The sequence below is a fragment of the Mycoplasmopsis pullorum genome, from assembly GCF_001900245.1.
Taxonomy (GTDB): Bacteria; Bacillota_I; Bacilli_A; order Mycoplasmatales; family Metamycoplasmataceae; genus Mycoplasmopsis; species Mycoplasmopsis pullorum.
Genome location: NZ_CP017813.1, coordinates 429,279 through 448,353, shown reverse-complemented (window position 1 = coordinate 448,353; position 19,075 = coordinate 429,279). Strand labels below are relative to the sequence as shown.

The following is a 19,075-nucleotide window of genomic DNA, read 5'->3' as shown; positions in this document are numbered from 1 at the left end:
TGACTCCCTATTTTAGATTAAATTTTAAGAAAATTTACGTGAGTATTTCGTTCTTCATCATTTTGTCTTTTTCAACTCATGGATTGAAATAGTTTGGATAATTGTATAAATACCACCAAAGACTCAATAAACTTGAACACCAGCACTGAAAATCACAGTTAAGAACAAGAATAAAATCGACATCATTCTTTGTGTTTTTTCTGATTTTTTAAGTGCTTCACTTTCAGCTAATGTCATTCTTTCGTTTGATCTTCGTTTATTTAAATAACGCGGTAAGAATTGAGAAACGAATTGAATTGCAACAGCAGTGATGATGATAAATAGATATTGTCACTCACCACCAAGTAATTTTTGGTATGATGTTGAACCGAAGTTAATACCTAATCAAACAGTAGTTTTGATTTCAGGCATACCTTGAATAACACGTCACATCGCGAAGAAAATAGGCATTGACACAATCATTGAAGCAAATGAATCTAATGGTTTAATGTTGTGTTTTTTGTATAAAGCACTAATTTCTGCTTGTTTACGCATTTTCATTTGTTTGTTATCTTCGAAACCTTTGTATTTAGCTTCGATTGCAGCTTTTTTAGTACGTAATTCTTCTTGAATTGATTGACTTACAATTCCACGGAATGATAAAGCGAGACCGATTGAACGAACAATAATAACTGCTAGAATAATCGAAATAATTGAAGCTCATCCGCTTAAATCGCTACTAAATGACTGTCTAAATGATTGAGTAATGTAGTTAATTGGATAAACAAGTAATCCGAAATATGGACCTAATTCTCATGCTTTTGCTCATGATGTAACTGGTTTTTGAGCAGTATCATTACGTAATTGTAATGTATAACTAATTGCAGAGTATTCAACCATTCTTTTTGACTCATCAGTAAATGTTGATGTATCTTTATTAAAGACTTGATTAAAATCTCCACCACTAATAACATTAATGTTTAGTAAGTTTAAATAACTAAATATTGTTTTATTATATAACTCAATTAATGCAATTTGATTTGTATTTAACGAAACTTCTTCTCCGTTAACAAATTTATCGTACATATTTTCTTTAATAAATGTACTAATATCTTTACCTTCGAAGTATTCGTTTACATTTCATTTTGCGATTGAATTCACATATAAAAGATTTAAAACATCTCTTGCATATTTAATGTTTGCATCAGCTTGTTTTTTAGCGTCAGCACTCAAAATATCATATCCACCTGCTTTAGTTTGTGGATTAATACTTAATTCTTTACCAATATGACCTAATGCGAAATAATTTTCGTTAGCATTGTTTGAATAAACATACTTTTTAAATTTTGCTTTTTCATCAACACCTTCAGCTAGTTTAGTAGGTTGTCAATCAAGTACTTTTTCAACTTGATTTTTTGAACCTTCTTTAAATGATGCAACTGGAGCTATTACATAAAATTCTTTCATTTCATCTTCTGAGAAAATTGAAGAATACTCTGTTGAATTTTGTGTTTTAAATAAGTATTTATCATTTAATGAATAAATATATTGTGCGTCTCCGTTTGATAAATTAGCTTTATCAGCATTATAAATTGCAACTGATGATGAATATCCACCATATTCACCATAAGTACCGTTATTTGCTTCAGTTTGTGCTTTTAATTTCGCTATTATATCTGCTTTACTTTCATAATAATTTTTATCATTATTAATACTAAAAGTTGGTAGTTTTAAAGTAGAATTGGTGTTATCTTTTTGATTATAAATTGTCTGACTTTGTTCTTTTGTGTCAAATGCACTAATCTTTGGTGCGATTTTATCAGAATTACGATAAAGCTCGACACCACTTCCTGTTTGAGAAGAAGATTTGAGCGTAAAGTTTTGAACACACCCTGTTAGGGTTAGTGCAGCAACAAGTACGTAGATTACAATTTTTGTGTATTTTCAAAAATTCTTAAGACGATCCTTACGTACTTCTTTTGGATCATTACCTCTTGTAAAATAGTCAAACTTTTGAGATCTGTTATTTTTGTTTTGTTTCATTTCTTAATTTTTCCATTAATTTAGCAATTGATTTTTGTTTAACTGCAAAATCTGTAGTTAAAAAATCTTTACGCACAATAAAAACGAATTGGTAATTCAAATCATAAATGTCCAATTCATGAATTATTGCACGTAATTGCCTTTTGTAAAAGTTGCGACCAACCGAACCAGCGAATTTTTTCGGTACTGTGATACCTGCTTTAAACGAATTTGATTTTAAATAATAAATGATAATGTGTCGATTAACCAATTGATGGTTTGAACGCATTACCTTTTCAAATTCTCAGTTCTTTTTAAGTCGGTGCTCTTTTTTCATTATTTATCAGAAACAGTTAAACGTTTTCTACCTTTAGCTCTTCTAGCTGCCAACACTTTTCTACCATTAGCTGTTGACATTCTTGCTCTAAACCCGTGAACTTTAGCGTGTTTACGTTTGTTAGGTTGGTAAGTTCTTTTACTCATTTTCGCCTCCTTCTACATGTTATAAAAATAAGCTTATAAATTATATATTAAAAAATACTTTTTTTATTATGCTTTTGTGGTATAAAAGTTTTTTTGTGAAAAATTCAAAAAATAAAAGAAAAAGATAACACCTTTTAAATCACTTATTAATTTATAAATAAGTGGTTTTTGTTATCTTTTTTATTTTGAATTATTATCAAATTTTGATCATTTTTTCTGAATTAAAATACATTCCATCACCTTCTTGAAGGTTGTATTCTTTTTGGAAATCTGGATTATTTTTTAATTGAACATTTGCTCTTAATTTTGCTGGTGCGTGCACATCAGTTTGTAATAATAATTTTGATAATTTATCAGTATATTTAATTCTTCAAATTGTTGCATAATTTTCGAAGAAGTGTCTAATGTTGTAATCACTTTCTCTTTTTGCTGCTTCAAGTGCACAAGCAAAACCTCCCATGTCGGCAATATTCTCAGAAACTGTTAACTTACCATTACATGGTCCATAAGCTGTCTCTACACCTTCAAAAAGATTAATTACATCTTGAGTTTTTTCTTTAAATTTAGCAAAATCTTCTTCAGTTCATCAATTTTGCATATTACCTTTTTCATCGAAAAGAGCACCATTATTGTCAAATCCGTGTGAAATTTCGTGAGCAATAACTGTTCCGATTCCACCAAAGTTTTGACTTGAATCTTGATCTAATGAATAGAAAGGTTTTTGTAAAATTCCAGCTGGAAACACGATTGAGTTTGTTGTAGGGCTGTAGTATGCGTTAATCATTGCTGGTGTCATACCTCAAAGTTTTTTGTTAACTTTTTGGTTGTATCTTGATAAGTTTCAACGTGTTGATAATTTACCAAAATTAATGATGTTTGAAATGATGTTTCCACCATCAGTGTAGGTTTGTACTTTATATTCATCGTAGTATGGTTCAATCTCTTCTGGATAACCAACCATGATGTTTAATGTGTTTAATTTTAAAATTGCTTTTTCAATTGTTTTTGGAGTTAAAAATGTGTTTTTTTCTAATCTTTCTTTATAAACTTGTACCATGTTGTGAATCATGTTCTCAACATCTTTTTTCGCTTTAGGTCCGAAGTATTCAATTCCATAATATTGTCCAACCGGCATATTAAAGAATGATAAAGCTGTGTTGTGTGCATTTTTTTCTTCAGATTCAGCTTCTTTTGTCCCTGAAACAAATCTTCCGTATTCACCAGATAAAATTCTTGTATCGTTATCTAAAAACTTAGCAAAGAAGAATAAGTTTTTAACAACAAGAAAATCACGGTACATTTCAAAGTTTTCTTCAGTGAAAATTTTTCCAAAGTTATCTAAAATATGTGCACTTCCTAAAATAATTTTTTCAACATCTTGATTAACTAATTGTTTTACATGAACATCAATGTCAAATCCAAATTTTTCTTTTAATACTGTTAATTCAGTTGGATTGTAGAAGTTTGTAACGATCGCTCTTTCTTCACTTGAAAGTTGCATTGCAACTAACAATTCATCAAATTTAAGTGTATTTGCAATAATTCTGTCAATTTCAGATTCGTTTTTACCAAATTTAACTAATAATTTTCTTGCAACTTCACTATATTTATTTAATAATTCTGATTTTCGTTTTTCATCTTGGTATTGTTTTTTCTCAGGTAATATAATACCAGGCACACCTAATCACATTGTATAGATTTCACTGTTTTTGAAATCGTTGTAACAGTCTACAGAATAAGGTAATCCGTAAATTTCATCACTTAATTCAACAAATTTTTCATTAATTTCACTAAACGATTTTAATGATTCGATTTTGCTAATGATTGGTCTAATCGGATCCATTCCAAGTTTTTTTCTTGTTTCTCAATCAGAAACCATTTGATAAAACTTAGCATATTCATGAATTCTAGAATCATTTGGTAGTTCTTTAGAACCTGAAGCTCATCCTTTTGATAAATTAATTAATAACTTTTCTAATTCTAGGTCTAAAACAACGAAAGTTCCGATAGACGAGCGATCCGCAGGGATTTCGTGACTATCTAATCATTCTTTATTCAACGCATCATAAAAGTCGTTTTTTAATAAATTTTTATCCATTTTTCTCCTTTTTTATTTTGGTAATATTTATTATTATATTGTTTTTAAGTTATAAATAAATTATATAATTAAAAAATTATGAGTAAGAAAAGAAGCAATTTTATAGATGCACACAACCATTTAGTCTACACATATTATGATCCAATTCATGTTGATTGAATCATTGAGCAAATGGTGGCAAATAATATTGAATTTATGATTTTAAACGGTGGACATTCAAAAGAAAACAAACAAATTTTGGAAATTGCACAAAAATTTGATCATCTAAACATGATCAAACCAGTTATTGGAATTCATCCTGAAGATTGTCAAGGTGCAAATGATTTTGAACGTTATGAACACTTAATCAATGATAAAGTTGTCGGAATTGGTGAAATAGGTTTAGATTATTACTACGAAGACGCAGCCACAAAAGAAGACCAGTTAGCAAGTTTTGAAAATCAATTGAAACTAGCACAAAAATTAAATCTTCCTGTTGTAATCCACATTCGGGACAAAGAAAATGAATGAAATGCTTACGCAGATGTATACAATCTACTTAAAAAGTATCCGGTCAAACATATGTTACATACTTACAGCGGGAATCTTGAGTGGACACAAAAATTTATTGAGTTGGACTCTTATTTTAGCTTTAGCGGGACAGTTACCTACGGAAGTAACCAACAAGGTCGTGATGTTATTAAAATTGTCCCACTAAACCGGATTTTAGTAGAAACAGACGCCCCTTATTTGCGACCACATCCTTATGCTAACGAAAAGAACGAACCAAACAAAGTAATTTTCACAACATACTATATTGCGGGACTTTTAGGACTGGGGATGGATAAATTTGTTGCAAAAATTAACAGTAATTTAAGAGAGTTATTTAAATTAAAATAATGAAAAAAGAAGTTTACGCAAAGAAAAAATTTGGTCAAAACTTTCTGACCGACCAAAATATAATTTCAAAAATATTAAACATTCATCCACTTGAGGGGAATAAAATTCTTGAAATTGGTCCAGGAAGGGGAGCGCTTACAAAAGAATTAGTAAAACAAGCTAAAGAAGTGGTTGCATTCGAGATAGATGGGGACATGATTAATATTTTAAATAAAGAAATTACTTCTGACAATTTTAATCTTGTCCACATGGACTTTTTGGAGTCTGACATTAGCGATTTTAAAGGTTTTTTGGTTATTGCAAATATTCCTTACTATATTACAAGTGATATTATTTTTAAATTATTGGATTACCGTCAAAATTTTATAGCAGCAACTTTAATGGTTCAAAAAGAAGTAGCGGAGCGAATTGTTGCGAACAAAAATTCGAAAGAATATTCAAAATTAAGCGTTACCGTTCAATCGATTTGTACACCAAAGATTGAGTTTATTGTTAAAAAAACGTCATTTTCTCCAGCTCCTAATGTGGACAGTGCGATTATTACATTAAAATTTGATAAAGAAAAAACAGATTTTGAAAAACTTAAAGATTTTTACAAATTATGTTTTTTAGCTAGACGAAAAAAATTATCTTACTCACTCAAAACAAAATATTCAACAGAAGCGATAAAAAATGCGTTTGAAAAATTAGGTTATGATGATAATTTAAGAATTCAACAATTAGACATCTATGAAATTGATGAATTATATTATTTACTTGAGAATAGAACCGATAATTTATAAAATGGTTCTTTTTTTATTTTAAAGTTGGTTTATCTAAAATATAATATTTTTATGTTTTCGAAAATAAATAAATATAAAAATAAAATTATTGGTTTTTTATGTATTTTAAGTACTGGTTTAGTAGCTTTAAGTGGATCATGTGAATTTGGTTTTTTCAGTCGTTCAACAAATAAAAAAGCTGATCCGGTTAAATTGGAGATTAGCAAAATATCTGATGTTTTTGACTATGATTGAGAACAATTAGAACCACAAACTTCTCAAATAAAACCAGAAGCTTGATTAGAACCTTATGTAAAAAACGATTTAGAAAAAATAAACAATTTCAAAACATTAGAGCATAGTGTTCCGGTTGAAATAAAAAACACTATTACAGGTTTAGAAAGATATTATTACTACTACATTAGTCCTTATACAGGAGTAGAATATCGTGATTTTGCATATTATGATACAGATGGAAATCGCAGATATCTACTTGGTGAAAAAGGATTGATTTTACTTGATTATTTATTTAACCAAAAAGTAACTTTTGGTCCTGAAATTTTTTCATTAAATGCTATCAATATTAATGATTTTGAAATTATTGGTAAACAATACAACGGTTTTTACGTTCCAAACTTACGTGAAATTTTCATTAATGCTGAAGCAATTACTGATAAAGGTATTTCAATTGAAGTTAAATGTAAATTTTTAATTAACACTATTTTTCATGAATATATGCATCATTGAGCAAATGAATATGCTGAAATTGGTTTAAATTTTAATAATGATCAAACAAGTGAAAAAATCATTTCAGAAAAACCTAATTTGTATAATCGTTGAAATAAAAATTTTATTAATGAATTTAAGAAAATTCTTAATTTTAATGATAAGAATATCGTTAATGAAGATAAAAATAGTCTTTTAATTTATAAAAACTACAGTTTAAATGATTTGTGGAATGTTTCAAACAAAGAATATAAAATTAATGAAGAAGAATATAAAAGATTAAATAAATTAAATTTAACTAAAAAATACATCTTTAACAACAATAAATTTTTAGATGTTAAATTTAGTTTAGAAAGAATCAAATATTACTATTCTATAGATGAATTAGTTTCAAGAGAGTGAACTAAAATTGCTTTTTCACCTTTTACAAACTATCGTGATGATATTAATTTTGAAAAGAGCACTTCACAAAGTGATTTATACTATCGTTTCAGCTGAAAAGGTCTTGAAACTATCAGAAAAGATTATGTTGATACTTTAGATATAAATGGAAACATGATTAAAAGTGATCAATATAATTTATATTACTCAGCATTCTTTAATGATTATTTAAAAATTAGACCATATCTAACACACTCAACAGTCGTTGTTGAAGATATGAAAGAAGATAAAGATACTAAAAAACCTTTCAACACCTATATTTATCCAAATGACGTTTACAACTTTAATAGAGCTAAAGAATTGTATGATTTATATTTAAACACGATGAGCTATGGTTATAATATTTCATCAATATTTGCTCATCATTCTTTTGGTGTACTTAAAGTTGAAAAATTAGATGTTACCGTGCAAGAGCAAAGAGATTTAATTTCAAAAATTAAATTTACTGGTTATCTCGATGAAAAGAAAAATTATGACGGTTTTGTGCTAAAAAATAAAAAAGGTGAAAAAGTAGCTTTACCATTTGAAAAACACGCTGAATTCCGCTTCTTTGCAAACCAAAACGATTTCTTTAAAAAGAACTACGAAGAAGTTAAATTAAAACCACAAAACCAATATTTATATTATGTAACTAAAGATTTTGTTGATTTAAACGAATTAGATTTAAGCGAACCAATTTATTGATGAAATGATTTGAATAAAAATAATGTAGTTGATGAAGATGAAGTAATTGATGAAGAAATTACTATCAATCCTAACCAAGTTATTACTAATTTAAGATCGATTAATGATCAATCATCAAAAAAGGTCGCATATTTAGAAAAAAAAGATAATAAAGTAAAAATACATTATAATTCTTAAGCATCACGGTCAGAAAAGGATTATGACTAATGATAAGAAAATTTCCGAACCTGAAAGTCGGGAAAATGATAACGGTCCAAGCTTATAAATATAATGGACAATTATATCGACAATGAAATAAAGCGAAAGTTTTATACAATAACCAAAACCATATTGTTTTGATTTTATTTAAAACAAAAGTTACTGAATCAAGCGGCAAAGGTTGGGTATATCGAGAACCTGTAATATGGTTTTTTTCAAAGAAAAATATGTTTAATGGCCTTATTTTACTTAAGAAAAATGGTCATTATACGTATATTAATCTAGCATCAACACCAATTTTTGAAGATGAAACTTTAAAATTTGTAGATTATGATCTAGATGTGAAATGCTATCCGCATAAAGATTTAAAAATTGTTGATCGTGATGAATTTTTTACAAACAGCAAAAAGTTTAAATATCCACAAAGTCTCAAAAATGCAGTTTACAAAAATCTTTCTGTTTTAACTGAGATGTATAATAATTATCAGTATTTTTTTAATGATAAAATAATTGAATACTACTTAAAAAAAGCAATTGAAGATAAGATAATAAACTTTAATTTTAATGAAATCAAACAAAAAAAACAAAAATAAAATCCTGATTCAACATCAGGATTTTTTGGTCATTTATTAATGAAATGGCGCGCCCGGCAGGAGTCGAACCCGCAACCTTTAGGGCCGTAACCTAACACTCTGTCCAGTTGAGCTACGAGCGCAATTATGGAGGCACCAACGGGATTCGAACCCGTAATCAAAGTTTTGCAGACTCATGCCTTGGCCATTTGGCTATGGTGCCATATATCGAATATTATAACACAAAGCAAGTAATTGGTGCTATATAATAATAGCATATTTTTAAAAAGTTATATAATAAATATTATGACAATAAAAACAATAATTAATATTGTCTCTTGAATCACTGTAATAATTACAATCTCATTAAGTATTCCACAATTAATCAAATTATTCAAAGATAAAAAGACTGGTAAAGTAAATTTTATTTCGTTTTGAATTTTTCATATCGGGATTTTATTATGAACCTGTTATGGAGCGGTAACAAAATCACGCATTAATGATGTTCAAGTGGATTATCATCCGTTCTTAAATGTTATTATTGCAGATGGAATTTCGTTATTTATTAACGGATTAATGATGTTTCTTCTTTATTATTATCTTCCAAATGTTTCAAGAAAGACAATTATCAAAGCTTCTGTAGCGATTGTTGCTACATTAATAATTAATGTATTTTTAGTTTGAATGTGAATCTTTACAAAATGAAGAATTAGCGAAAACGCATCATCAATTTTTGCTCTTATTGCACCTGCATTTACTACTTTTTCTTTTGTACCACAATTGATTACTTCAATTAAAAGTAAAAACTGAAAAGGCGTTTCGCCATACATGTTCTTGCTTTATACATTAAACAACATCGTTTGAATTATTTTCTGAATTTTAAATATTTATGTTGCTGCGAGTGCTGGGGCTTCACTAATTCACTGAATAATCGCTTTGTTATGACAAATTATTTCATTAGTGATTTATTCATACCAACTTTGAGCAACCATTCACTACAACAAAAAACCAAAAAATGCTTAATTAAAATCTCTACCTATTATAGATAGAGATTTTTTTATTTAACTTTATTCAACATCTTCAGAAACAACACGAATAAGTGTGTCATTTACTCAAACAATGTCACCAGGTTTGATTTTCGAACTTCTTCCTTCAGCTTTTTTTCCGTTAATTAAAACTTTATTTGATAAAAGGAATTTTTTAGATTGTCCACCGCTTTGTGTTTCGTCAATTTTCTTTAAAAATTGAGAAACTTTAATCGATTCACCTTTAATTTTTACTGTCATTATGCTCCTAGTATCTTCTTAATGGTGTTATTAATTGTTTATTAAATTCATTTGTTTTCGAAACAACTAACATAATTGTTTCATTATCATTAATGCAAAGATTAATGTCACCATCATCATAAATATTTATTGCTTCTTTTATGAAATTATAGTTAAAATCAATTTCAATTGGTTTTCCTTCGAGTTTAAAATTGGTTGTTGATGCTTCTGATTTACCAATTTCAGGCATTTCAATCATTAAATTAAGATTTTCACTATCTATTTTAAATTGTAACCTATTACTTTTATCTTGGTTAATAAAAATAACTTTATTAATTAATCTTAATAGTTCATTTTTATTAATTGTAATCATTCTGCTAAAACTTTGTGGAAAAATATTATCAACTTTTGAATAAGGAATGTCATTTACAGTCGATTGAATTACTGTGTTTTCGTAAGAAATTCCGATTTTTGTATCATCATAAAAAACAAATATTTTTTTTGGAGCGTCCTTTGTTATCATATTTTTTAAATTACGTCCGGTTACTGAAATATTCATAGTTAAATCATTACTGATTTTAACTGTTTCGGTTGAAAGTCGGTATGTGTCGGTCGCAATTAATCTTAGGTTACCTTCTTTGATTGTTAGGTTAATACATTTTAAAATTGATTTCTTATCATCATCACTCGCAGCAAAAATAACATTACGAATCGCTTTTTCTAGTCTTTCGCTAGAAATTTCAAAACGTTTGTTACTTTGTTCAAAATTAATTAAAGGAAAGTGAGCATCAAGAAGATTAATTACATATTCGGTCTTACCTTCTTTTATTGTTAAGACATTACCTTCAGAAAAAATTAAAATTTCACCACTAAGTTTTTTAATAATGTTTTTTAAATAAGCTGCATTTACTAAAATAACACCTGGTTCTTCGACTTTAATTTTTATTTCATCTACTTTAATTGTTTTTTGAGCTGATATTGTTCCGTCAGAAGCTGTAAAAATAATTTGATCATAATTAACATCAATATTTATACATCTAAATTGAGAATACACGTTAATTGGATCTGTGTACTTAGTTAAAAATTCGATTAAGTTATCTAATAGAGATTTAACTATAGTGATTTTCATATTTTCTCCTTATATAAAATATATATATATATATATATGTTTTGCACATTGTTTAAAAATAGCAAAACATTAATATTTCATTCAATTTTTAGTTATTTTTTAACTTTTTGATTAAAAATGGTATGTTGATATCTGTTAATTATAATTTTTAATATCTTCGCTTAATTCTTTAACAGTCCGCTCTGTTGATGAGTTTGTTGATAACTGTCTTTTTATTTTTTTGTGAGCATGAACAACTGATGAGTGATCTCGAGAGAAAAAGTCTCCGATCGCTTCAAAAGACATTTCTAAAACTTCACGACAAAGGTACATCGAAATGTGACGAGCAACAACAAAAGAGCTATTTCTACTTTTACTTATAATATCTTTTTTATTAATTTTGTAATATTTTCCTACTGTGTCGATAACAGCATTTGGTGAAATTTTGTCAATGGTTTTAGTGATATTTTCAAAGCATTTACGAACATAATAAAAATCGTTTTTGTTTTCTAAAAAATCTTTTTTAAAGAACACAATTCTATTTAATCCACCTGAAAGTTCGCGGATATTTTTATTATGATTCCGTACAATAAATTCTTTTGATTCATCAGACAACAATGAAGGATCGAAGTTTTTACTTTTTAAGTAATAATCTAAATATTTTAAGTAATCTTTGTTTGTTGGTTTGTTAATTGATGTTAAAATTCCTGATTTTAATCTTGAAATGATACGGTCTTCAAACTCAATTGTCAATTCATCAATACCTTTTTCGCAACCGATGATAGTTATTTTTTTATCATTGATTCGATTATCAATGATATTGAATAAAAATCTTAATGTACTTTTCTTATTTCCGTAAGAAAAATTTTGTAAATCATCTAATATTAAAACATCGAGCGAGTTAAAGAAATTCAAAAATTTTGATTTTTCAGCAACTTTGTTTTCTAATAGTATTTTTGTAGCTTTTTCCGAAAATGAAGTTTCATTAATATATAAAGCGTTGACATTTTTATTTTGAAGTTCAGCACAAATAGTTTTTAAAAGATGTGTCTTCCCCATTCCGGACTGACTCGAAATAAAAAGAATTGGAAAATCGAACTCATTTTTAATTATTTGCTTTGAAATATAAGTTACTTCATCATTAAAATCTGCAATAAAGAAATTGTCAAAATTGTAATCTGAGTAAGGAATAATTTGAGATTCTTTGATGATTTTCTTTTTCTTTTCACTTTTTTGATGTAAAACAACTTCATCATCATTAATTGTTTTTGGTAAAACTAAATTATTTGATTCAAAAATGTTAATTTTATCCTCTTCTTGAATTGACTCTATTTCTTCATTACTAATTTTCTCTTGAATGTAGTTTACTGAAACAGATTTAACATGAAATTTTAAATCTTCAACTCCACCTAAATCTTCAAAAACCTTTTTCAATAAATTTTTGTAAAAGGTTTTAACTTCTGATAAACGTTTTTCGGGAATTGTAGTTTCGAAATAAACATCTAACCCTTCTTTTTTAACAGCTTTTCAAGAACTAAAAAGAGTTTTGTAAGTTAATCGGTCAGTATCTAATTCATTACGAACGCGACTTAAAAATTCACGAGTGAAAAAATCTAATTCTTTCTGATTTTTATTATTCATAATATATATTTTATTATATAAATGAACAAAATTGTAAAAGTAGTTAATTAAAATTTATAAACATGTTTTAAACAGAAATATAAACAAATTTTTTAACTATTTTATAGCTGTTTTTGGACTTTATCAACTAAATTTATTTTTTGTTGATAAGTTGTTAATATCTATGTGAATAAAACTAATATTTTTTCTTAAAATAAAACACTAATATTTATGCTATATTATTTATTAATATGGAAAGTAAATATATTGGAAAATTCACTAAAATGATAAAAGGAGTACCTGCTCAAAACTGAGGTTTATTCCTGTTTAAAATTTCAGAAGGAAAAATAAAAAACACTTCTTTTTTAGTTTATGCAAAAAACAATTTACCTGAAACTTTTGTAACTTATGAAGTAGTTTTAAAAGACGGAAATTATCAAAACAACAAAGAGTTGGTGTCATTTTCAAAAGTTATTTTAAAAAGTGAAGTAGTTTTTAAATATTTAAAAGAAGTTGGATTGGACAAAATAACTTTAAAAACAATTAAAGAAAAATATGATAACGATTCAGAATCTTTTTTAAATGATTTTAAGACTAAGAAAAATGATTTGATAAAACTTTTAGATAAAAATGATGTAATCGAAAAGATTGAACAAAAAATTCTGTTTTTAGAAGAAATGATTTTATTTGAGCAAAACGGACTTGGTGATGCTTTGGTGAAAGTTCAAAACACAATTTTTCCAGATCCAAACAACATGATTCCGTTACAAAGTTATTTTAAAACCAGAAATATTTATAACTTCGTTTTCCAAAGAAAGTTGAAATTTGAACAAGTTGAAAAAATCGTGAGTTTGTTAAATTTACCTGTTGGTTATAACAATCGTCAAATCGGATATTTGATTAATGTTTTGCAACAATTAGAAGTAAGTAATGATACAAGATATAAAATAAATCAAGTTTTCCATGAATTTAAAAAACACTCTGAAATTGGCGAATCAGACTTTTCTGAAATAATCAAAGAAGCAATTTTTGCAGGTATTATCATTGTTAAGCAAGAAAAAGATGATTTATGAGTTTCTTTAGCTGATGTTACTGAAAAAGAAAAGTTTATTGCTGATGAATTAATAAAAATTGATAATAAAAAAGCTAAAAAAGTAACTTACAAACAAGATTTTGAGAATATTTTTGATAAATATCAATTCGAAGCATTTAAAAATGCATTTGAACATAATGTATCAATTATTTCTGGTCAACCTGGTTCAGGAAAAAGTTTCTTGATTAAAGGGATTATTGAGACATTTTTGGACAATAAATATCATAAAAAAGAAATTGTGGTTTTAGCTCCGACAGGTAGAGCTTCATCAAATATCATTAAAAAAACAAATTTTAAAGCTTCGACAATTCATAGTTTTTTAAAACTTGATAAAGATTCTTTTGATTCAGCAAGTAATTATGAAGCAGAACCTTTCATGTATGATGATTATAAGATTTTAATCATTGATGAGTTTTCAATGGTAAATTTAGACTTATTCCATTTATTATTAAGTTCATGTCAAAAATTGGAAAAAGTCATTCTCATCGGTGATTATAATCAGTTACCTTCGATTGACATTGGATACTTATTATTTGATTTGATTGAGTCACAAAAATTTGCAACTACTTTTCTTAAAGAGAATCATCGAAGTGATAATGAAGAAATTGTTAAACATTTTTTAGCGATAACTGATATAAATGAAGTACCGATGTTTGATGATAAAAAAGTAAAACATGTAGAACCTATTTTAAGCGATTATATTCCGATCATAGAAAAGACTTTTAAAGAAAAGTATAAACAATACGGTATTGATAATTTGGTTATTTTAGCACCGCAATATAAAAATTCAAACGGAATTCATAATATTAATAAAGCGATTCAGAAAATTGTTAATCCAAAATCGAAAATCATCATAACTAAAAATGATGGTAATTTTAAAATTAATTATCGGATGAACGATCGCGTAATCCAAAATGAAAATCGTAGACAAGATGAAGTTTATAACGGTGATATTGGATATATTAATGATGTTGTTTATGATACGAAAACCGACAAAATCATCTCTATTAGTGTCGATTTTGGTGATGACAAGATTGTTGATTATACAGAAACACAATTTAAAAATGAAGTTAGCTTAGCATATGCGATTACCGTTCACAAATTCCAAGGTTCTGAATCTGATTGCGTAATTTTCATTGTTGATCCTAATACTGATGGAATGTTAAGTCAAAAATTAATATACACCGGAATTAGTCGAGCAAAAAAAGAACTGATTATAATTGGTGATCGTTCATATTATTTTCAAAAGGTCGCGAGTGAAAAAAATAATAAAAAAGAAGTTTTTACACTTCTAAAACATTTTTTGAAAAAGTAAGTGTTAAGCTTACTTTTTTTGTAAAAAATATGGAAAAAATATGAAATTAAAAAGTTTTTATCAAAAATGAATGCCAAAAAAGATTATGATAAAAATATATAAATAAAAAATAGCAATGATGATTTGCTAGAAAGAGGTAAATATGAAAGGTTATGCAATGAAACGTATAGGAGAAGCTGGATGAATTGAAAAAGATCGTCCAAAATGCGGACCTAACGATGCAATTCTAAGACCGTTGGCTGTTGCTCCATGTACTTCAGATATCCACACAGTTTATGAAGGTGGAATTGGTGAAAGACACGACATGATTCTTGGTCATGAATTTTGTGGTGAAGTTGTAGAAGTTGGTAGTGAAGTAAAAAGCTTCAAACCTGGTGACAAAGTACTTGTAGCAGCTATTACTCCAGAATGAAATTCAAGAGAAGCACAAGCGGGATACTCAATGCACTCTGGTGGTATGTTAGCTGGATGAAAATTCTCAAATATTAAAGATGGTGTATTTGGTGAATTTGTTCATGTTAATGATGCAGAAGGTAATTTAGCACACATGCCTGAAGGAATGGATTATGGTGTAGCTTGCATGTTAAGTGACATGATGCCAACTGGATTCCATGCCGCTGAGTTAGCAGATATTCAATTTGGTGATGTAGTTGCAATTTTTGGTATTGGACCAGTTGGATTGATGGCTACAGCAGCAACAAACCTTAAAGGTGCTGGACGAATTATTGTTGTTGACTCACGTGAATTAGCATTTAAAGTTGCAAAAGAATATGGAGCAACTGACATTGTTGATTTTAAGGTAGCACCAAGTGACGAACAAATTATGAAATTAACAAATAACGAAGGTGTTGATAAAGTTATTATTGCTGGTGGTGACCAATCACTATTTGCTACAGCGATGAAAGTATTAAAACCTGGTGGAAAAATTGGTAATGTTAACTACCTTGGAACCGGTGAATTCATCAAAATCCCTCGTGTTGAATGAGGTACCGGAATGGCTCACAAACAAATTTTCGGTGGACTAATGCCTGGTGGAAGATTAAGACTAGAAAAACTAGCAAGATTAATTACATACGGAAAAATTGATCCTTCAAAAATGATTACACACAGATTAGAAGGATTTGACAAAATCGAAGAAGCGGTTCGTCTAATGAAAGAAAAACCAGCTAACTTGATTAAGCCAGTCGTAATTATTGAAAAATAAAAAAATAAAAAACCAAATATGTGCTATTTAAACTAGGACTCGAAATATGGACATTCCATATTTCGAGTCCTAGTTTAATTTTTAGGCACATTTGGCTTTATTTGTTAATTATTTATTTAGTAAACTTTTAATTTTTGTTTCAATTCACTTTGCAAATTCTTTAAGTTCATCAGTAATTTTAGCATCAAAACGATCTTTAATTGGGGAATCAATATCTAAAACTCCATATAACTTTTCATCAACAATGATTGGGATTACTATCTCTGATTTACTATTTGGATCACATGAAATGTGTCCAGGAAATTGATGTACATCTGGAACAACCACAACTTCTTTAGTAGTAGCTGCGTGACCGCAAACTCCTTTGTTAAATGGAATAATTGAGCAAGCTACTTTACCTTGAAAAGTATGTAAGTATAAAGTTTCATTTTTAGCTAAATAATAACCAACTCAATTAAGGTTTTCAACTGTATCATTAATATAAGCAGTTGAGTTTGCAAGTAATGAATTTAAATTAATTTCTTCATTTAATAAACAAATATATTCTTGTTTTTTCATTACATTATTATAAGTAAAAAAATCCATTTTCGACTTAAAAAATTATCTTTTTTGCACTTTTAAAATTTGGAAAAGCGACGCGGAAGTTAAGTGGCAAAAATATAACAATGCTTTTTGAATGTTTAAATTATAAAAAAATAATAAAAAAGAGTGATAGTAAAAAAATATTATCACTCTTTTAATTTACATTTAAATTATTCAAAAAAAAGAAAAAGAAACTAGATTTATCTAATTTCTTTATTGGTGGAATTAAACAAAGATTTTGAAGTTTGTAACTTTTTCGGTTAAGAATTTTTTAAATTCTTCTAATTCTCTAATACTTAATCTTAAATTTTCTAAATCCTCAAATTTAATTCTTGAAACATCTCAACGTAATTGGTAATTATTTGCATTTAAGAAATCTAATAAATCTTCCATAAATCACTCACAATATTTTTCGCTGAATTCTAGACCTTTTCTTAAGTTTTCGCCAAGTTTGATTGTAAAGTGACGGTTGTGAAAATCAACAATATTAAAGTCAAATGATAAACCTAACTCTTGAGATGTTTTGGTTTGTATTACTGTATTTTCCATATTTTTATTCTAATACTTTTTAGGTTGATTTTACAGATTGGTTCTGATTTTTATGGAAAAAAATGGAAACAATATTTTATTTAAAAATGGTATTAATTTTACTAACAAAGAAGTCTTAAAAGCAAAAAATTCATTTTTTAAATAATTGATAAATAATATAATTATTTTAATATTTAGGAGATTTATGTTAAACATTAAATATATTTTAGAAAATGAACAAAAAATCAGAACAGATTTAGTTAATCGTGGTTTTGATATTTCAATTTATGATAGATTAGTCGAATTAGGAAAAGTGCGTGGAAATTTAATGTTCGAAGCTCAACAAAAGAAAGCTGAATTAAGTAAATTTTCAAAACAATTCGCAGTTTTAAAAAACCAACCAGAAGAATTAAAAAAAGTTAAAAACGAAATTGCAATTATTAAAAAAGAACAAATCGAATTAGAAGAAAAAGCTAAATCTTTAAATGATGAATTAGATCAATTATTATTAGCAATTCCAAACGAACCGCTTGATGGAACACCTGTTGGTAAGGACGAAAACTTCAACAAAGTTTTAAATGTTAAGGATAAAATCGGTCGTGGATTGGTTGCTGGAGTTAAACCGCATTATGTAGTTGGTGAAAAACTTGGTTTATTCGATATCGAAACAGCAACAAAATTAAGTGGTGCAAGATTTGTTTTATACAAAAATCGTGGTGCTAAATTAGTTCGTGCATTAATGAATTTCATGTTAGATTTACATGAAACCAAAGGATACCAAGAAATTTTACCGCCAGTTTTAGTGCGTGATCAAATGCTATATGGAACTGGTCAATTACCAAAATTTAAAGATGATTTATTTACAATCAAAGATTGAAATCTATATTTAATTCCAACTGCTGAAGTTCCTTTAACAAACATTTATAACAATGAAATAGTTGATTTATCAACTCCTGCTTGTTTTACCGCATTTACCGAATGCTTCCGTTCTGAAGCTGGAAGTAGCGGTAAAGATACTAAAGGAATTTTAAGACAGCACCAATTTAAAAAAGTTGAATTAGTTAAAATTACTACAAAAGAAGATGCTTTAGCTGAATATGAAAAAATGTTAGAAGATGCTAAAGATGTGTTAGAAAAATTAGAAATACCATATCGTGAATTATTATTATGTACTGGTGATTTAGGATTTTCAGCACGTAAAACAATTGACTTAGAATTATGATTACCAAGTGAAATTAAATTTAGAGAAGTATCATCAGTAAGTTATGTTGGAGATTTCCAAGCTCGCAGAGCAATGATTAGATACAAAGATGCTAATGGTGAAACTCAATATGCTCACACAATGAACGGATCTGGATTAGCGATTGATCGGATTGTAGCTGCAATTTTAGAAAATTATCAAAATCCTGATGGAAGTGTTAGTGTACCAAAAGTCTTAGTTCCTTATATGAACGGACTTGAAATTATTGAATAATCAATAAAAACAGACTAGAATAATTAGTCTGTTTTTATTTATT

Annotated in this window: 17 protein-coding genes and 2 tRNA genes; 8 read left to right on the top strand and 11 right to left on the bottom strand. The window is 27.6% G+C overall.

Annotated features, from left to right (window positions below; translation table 4 throughout):
• Nucleotides 1-24: 24 nt before the first annotated feature.
• The 4 genes from yidC to BLA55_RS01590 form a co-directional block, all read right to left on the bottom strand.
• Nucleotides 25-2,022, bottom strand: a complete 1,998-nt coding sequence (yidC, locus tag BLA55_RS01605) for a membrane protein insertase YidC (RefSeq protein WP_073372367.1) — start codon at nt 2,020-2,022, stop codon at nt 25-27.
• Nucleotides 2,003-2,338, bottom strand: coding sequence for a ribonuclease P protein component (gene rnpA / locus BLA55_RS01600; protein ID WP_073372366.1), 336 nt, complete (start codon nt 2,336-2,338; stop codon nt 2,003-2,005). The genes yidC and rnpA overlap by 20 nt, the downstream gene beginning before the upstream one ends.
• Nucleotides 2,338-2,484 carry a 50S ribosomal protein L34 gene (gene rpmH, locus BLA55_RS01595; protein ID WP_073372365.1) on the bottom strand — a complete coding sequence of 49 codons (147 nt, stop codon included), beginning with the start codon at nt 2,482-2,484 and terminating at the stop codon, nt 2,338-2,340. Before rpmH ends, rnpA begins: the two co-directional genes overlap by 1 nt.
• Nucleotides 2,485-2,677: 193 nt before the next feature.
• On the bottom strand, nt 2,678-4,582 hold the full coding sequence (locus BLA55_RS01590) for a M13-type metalloendopeptidase (RefSeq protein ID WP_073372364.1): 1,905 nt from the start codon (nt 4,580-4,582) through the stop codon (nt 2,678-2,680).
• Between the two features lie 78 nt (nt 4,583-4,660).
• Between BLA55_RS01590 and BLA55_RS01585 the strand changes: the two genes are divergently transcribed.
• The 4 genes from BLA55_RS01585 to BLA55_RS01570 are packed head-to-tail and all read left to right on the top strand — an operon-like array spanning nt 4,661 to nt 8,864.
• The gene (locus BLA55_RS01585) at nt 4,661-5,461 is read left to right on the top strand and encodes a TatD family hydrolase (RefSeq protein WP_073372363.1); all 801 of its coding nucleotides are present in this window, start codon (nt 4,661-4,663) and stop codon (nt 5,459-5,461) included.
• On the top strand, nt 5,461-6,243 hold the full coding sequence (gene rsmA, locus BLA55_RS01580) for a 16S rRNA (adenine(1518)-N(6)/adenine(1519)-N(6))-dimethyltransferase RsmA (protein ID WP_073372362.1): 783 nt from the start codon (nt 5,461-5,463) through the stop codon (nt 6,241-6,243). The genes BLA55_RS01585 and rsmA overlap by 1 nt, the downstream gene beginning before the upstream one ends.
• A gap of 51 nt (nt 6,244-6,294) precedes the next feature.
• On the top strand, nt 6,295-8,250 hold the full coding sequence (locus tag BLA55_RS01575; protein ID WP_073372361.1) for an MYPU_1760 family metalloprotease: 1,956 nt from the start codon (nt 6,295-6,297) through the stop codon (nt 8,248-8,250).
• Between the two features lie 29 nt (nt 8,251-8,279).
• Nucleotides 8,280-8,864 (top strand): DUF402 domain-containing protein, encoded by a 585-nt coding sequence (locus tag BLA55_RS01570; RefSeq protein ID WP_073372360.1) that lies wholly within the window; start codon nt 8,280-8,282, stop codon nt 8,862-8,864.
• Nucleotides 8,865-8,909: 45 nt separating this feature from the next.
• Here BLA55_RS01570 and BLA55_RS01565 read toward each other — a convergent pair.
• Nucleotides 8,910-8,986: transfer RNA gene (locus tag BLA55_RS01565), tRNA-Arg, on the bottom strand.
• A 5-nt stretch (nt 8,987-8,991) separates the two neighbouring features.
• Nucleotides 8,992-9,066, bottom strand: a tRNA-Cys gene (locus BLA55_RS01560).
• 83 nt (nt 9,067-9,149) lie between these two features.
• Between BLA55_RS01560 and BLA55_RS01555 the strand changes: the two genes are divergently transcribed.
• A complete protein-coding gene (locus BLA55_RS01555) occupies nt 9,150-9,866 on the top strand; it encodes a PQ-loop domain-containing transporter (RefSeq protein ID WP_073372359.1) in 717 nt (238 codons plus the stop codon).
• A gap of 44 nt (nt 9,867-9,910) precedes the next feature.
• On the opposite strand, the gene BLA55_RS01550 is transcribed toward BLA55_RS01555, so the two are convergent.
• The 3 genes from BLA55_RS01550 to BLA55_RS01540 all read right to left on the bottom strand — a co-directional run bounded on the left by BLA55_RS01550 (nt 9,911) and on the right by BLA55_RS01540 (nt 12,857).
• On the bottom strand, nt 9,911-10,129 hold the full coding sequence (locus tag BLA55_RS01550; RefSeq protein WP_073372358.1) for an RNA-binding S4 domain-containing protein: 219 nt from the start codon (nt 10,127-10,129) through the stop codon (nt 9,911-9,913).
• Nucleotides 10,130-10,136: 7 nt separating this feature from the next.
• Entirely contained in the window at nt 10,137-11,237 is a 1,101-nt protein-coding gene (dnaN, locus tag BLA55_RS01545; protein ID WP_073372357.1) for a DNA polymerase III subunit beta, read from the bottom strand.
• 135 nt (nt 11,238-11,372) lie between these two features.
• The gene (locus BLA55_RS01540) at nt 11,373-12,857 is read right to left on the bottom strand and encodes a helix-turn-helix domain-containing protein (RefSeq protein WP_073372356.1); all 1,485 of its coding nucleotides are present in this window, start codon (nt 12,855-12,857) and stop codon (nt 11,373-11,375) included.
• Between the two features lie 263 nt (nt 12,858-13,120).
• On the opposite strand from BLA55_RS01540, the gene BLA55_RS01535 reads away from it, so the two are divergent.
• Entirely contained in the window at nt 13,121-15,244 is a 2,124-nt protein-coding gene (locus tag BLA55_RS01535) for an ATP-dependent DNA helicase (RefSeq protein WP_167542427.1), read from the top strand.
• Nucleotides 15,245-15,401: 157 nt separating this feature from the next.
• The gene (locus tag BLA55_RS01530; RefSeq protein ID WP_269466094.1) at nt 15,402-16,448 is read left to right on the top strand and encodes an NAD(P)-dependent alcohol dehydrogenase; all 1,047 of its coding nucleotides are present in this window, start codon (nt 15,402-15,404) and stop codon (nt 16,446-16,448) included.
• Nucleotides 16,449-16,556: 108 nt separating this feature from the next.
• On the opposite strand, the gene BLA55_RS01525 is transcribed toward BLA55_RS01530, so the two are convergent.
• Entirely contained in the window at nt 16,557-17,006 is a 450-nt protein-coding gene (locus BLA55_RS01525; protein WP_073372766.1) for a GAF domain-containing protein, read from the bottom strand.
• A gap of 249 nt (nt 17,007-17,255) precedes the next feature.
• Nucleotides 17,256-17,579: a hypothetical protein gene (locus BLA55_RS01520; protein ID WP_073372353.1), complete on the bottom strand. Its 324-nt coding sequence runs from the start codon at nt 17,577-17,579 to the stop codon at nt 17,256-17,258.
• 184 nt (nt 17,580-17,763) lie between these two features.
• Between BLA55_RS01520 and serS the strand changes: the two genes are divergently transcribed.
• Nucleotides 17,764-19,032 (top strand): serine--tRNA ligase, encoded by a 1,269-nt coding sequence (gene serS / locus BLA55_RS01515; protein WP_073372352.1) that lies wholly within the window; start codon nt 17,764-17,766, stop codon nt 19,030-19,032.
• Nucleotides 19,033-19,075: the final 43 nt, after the last annotated feature.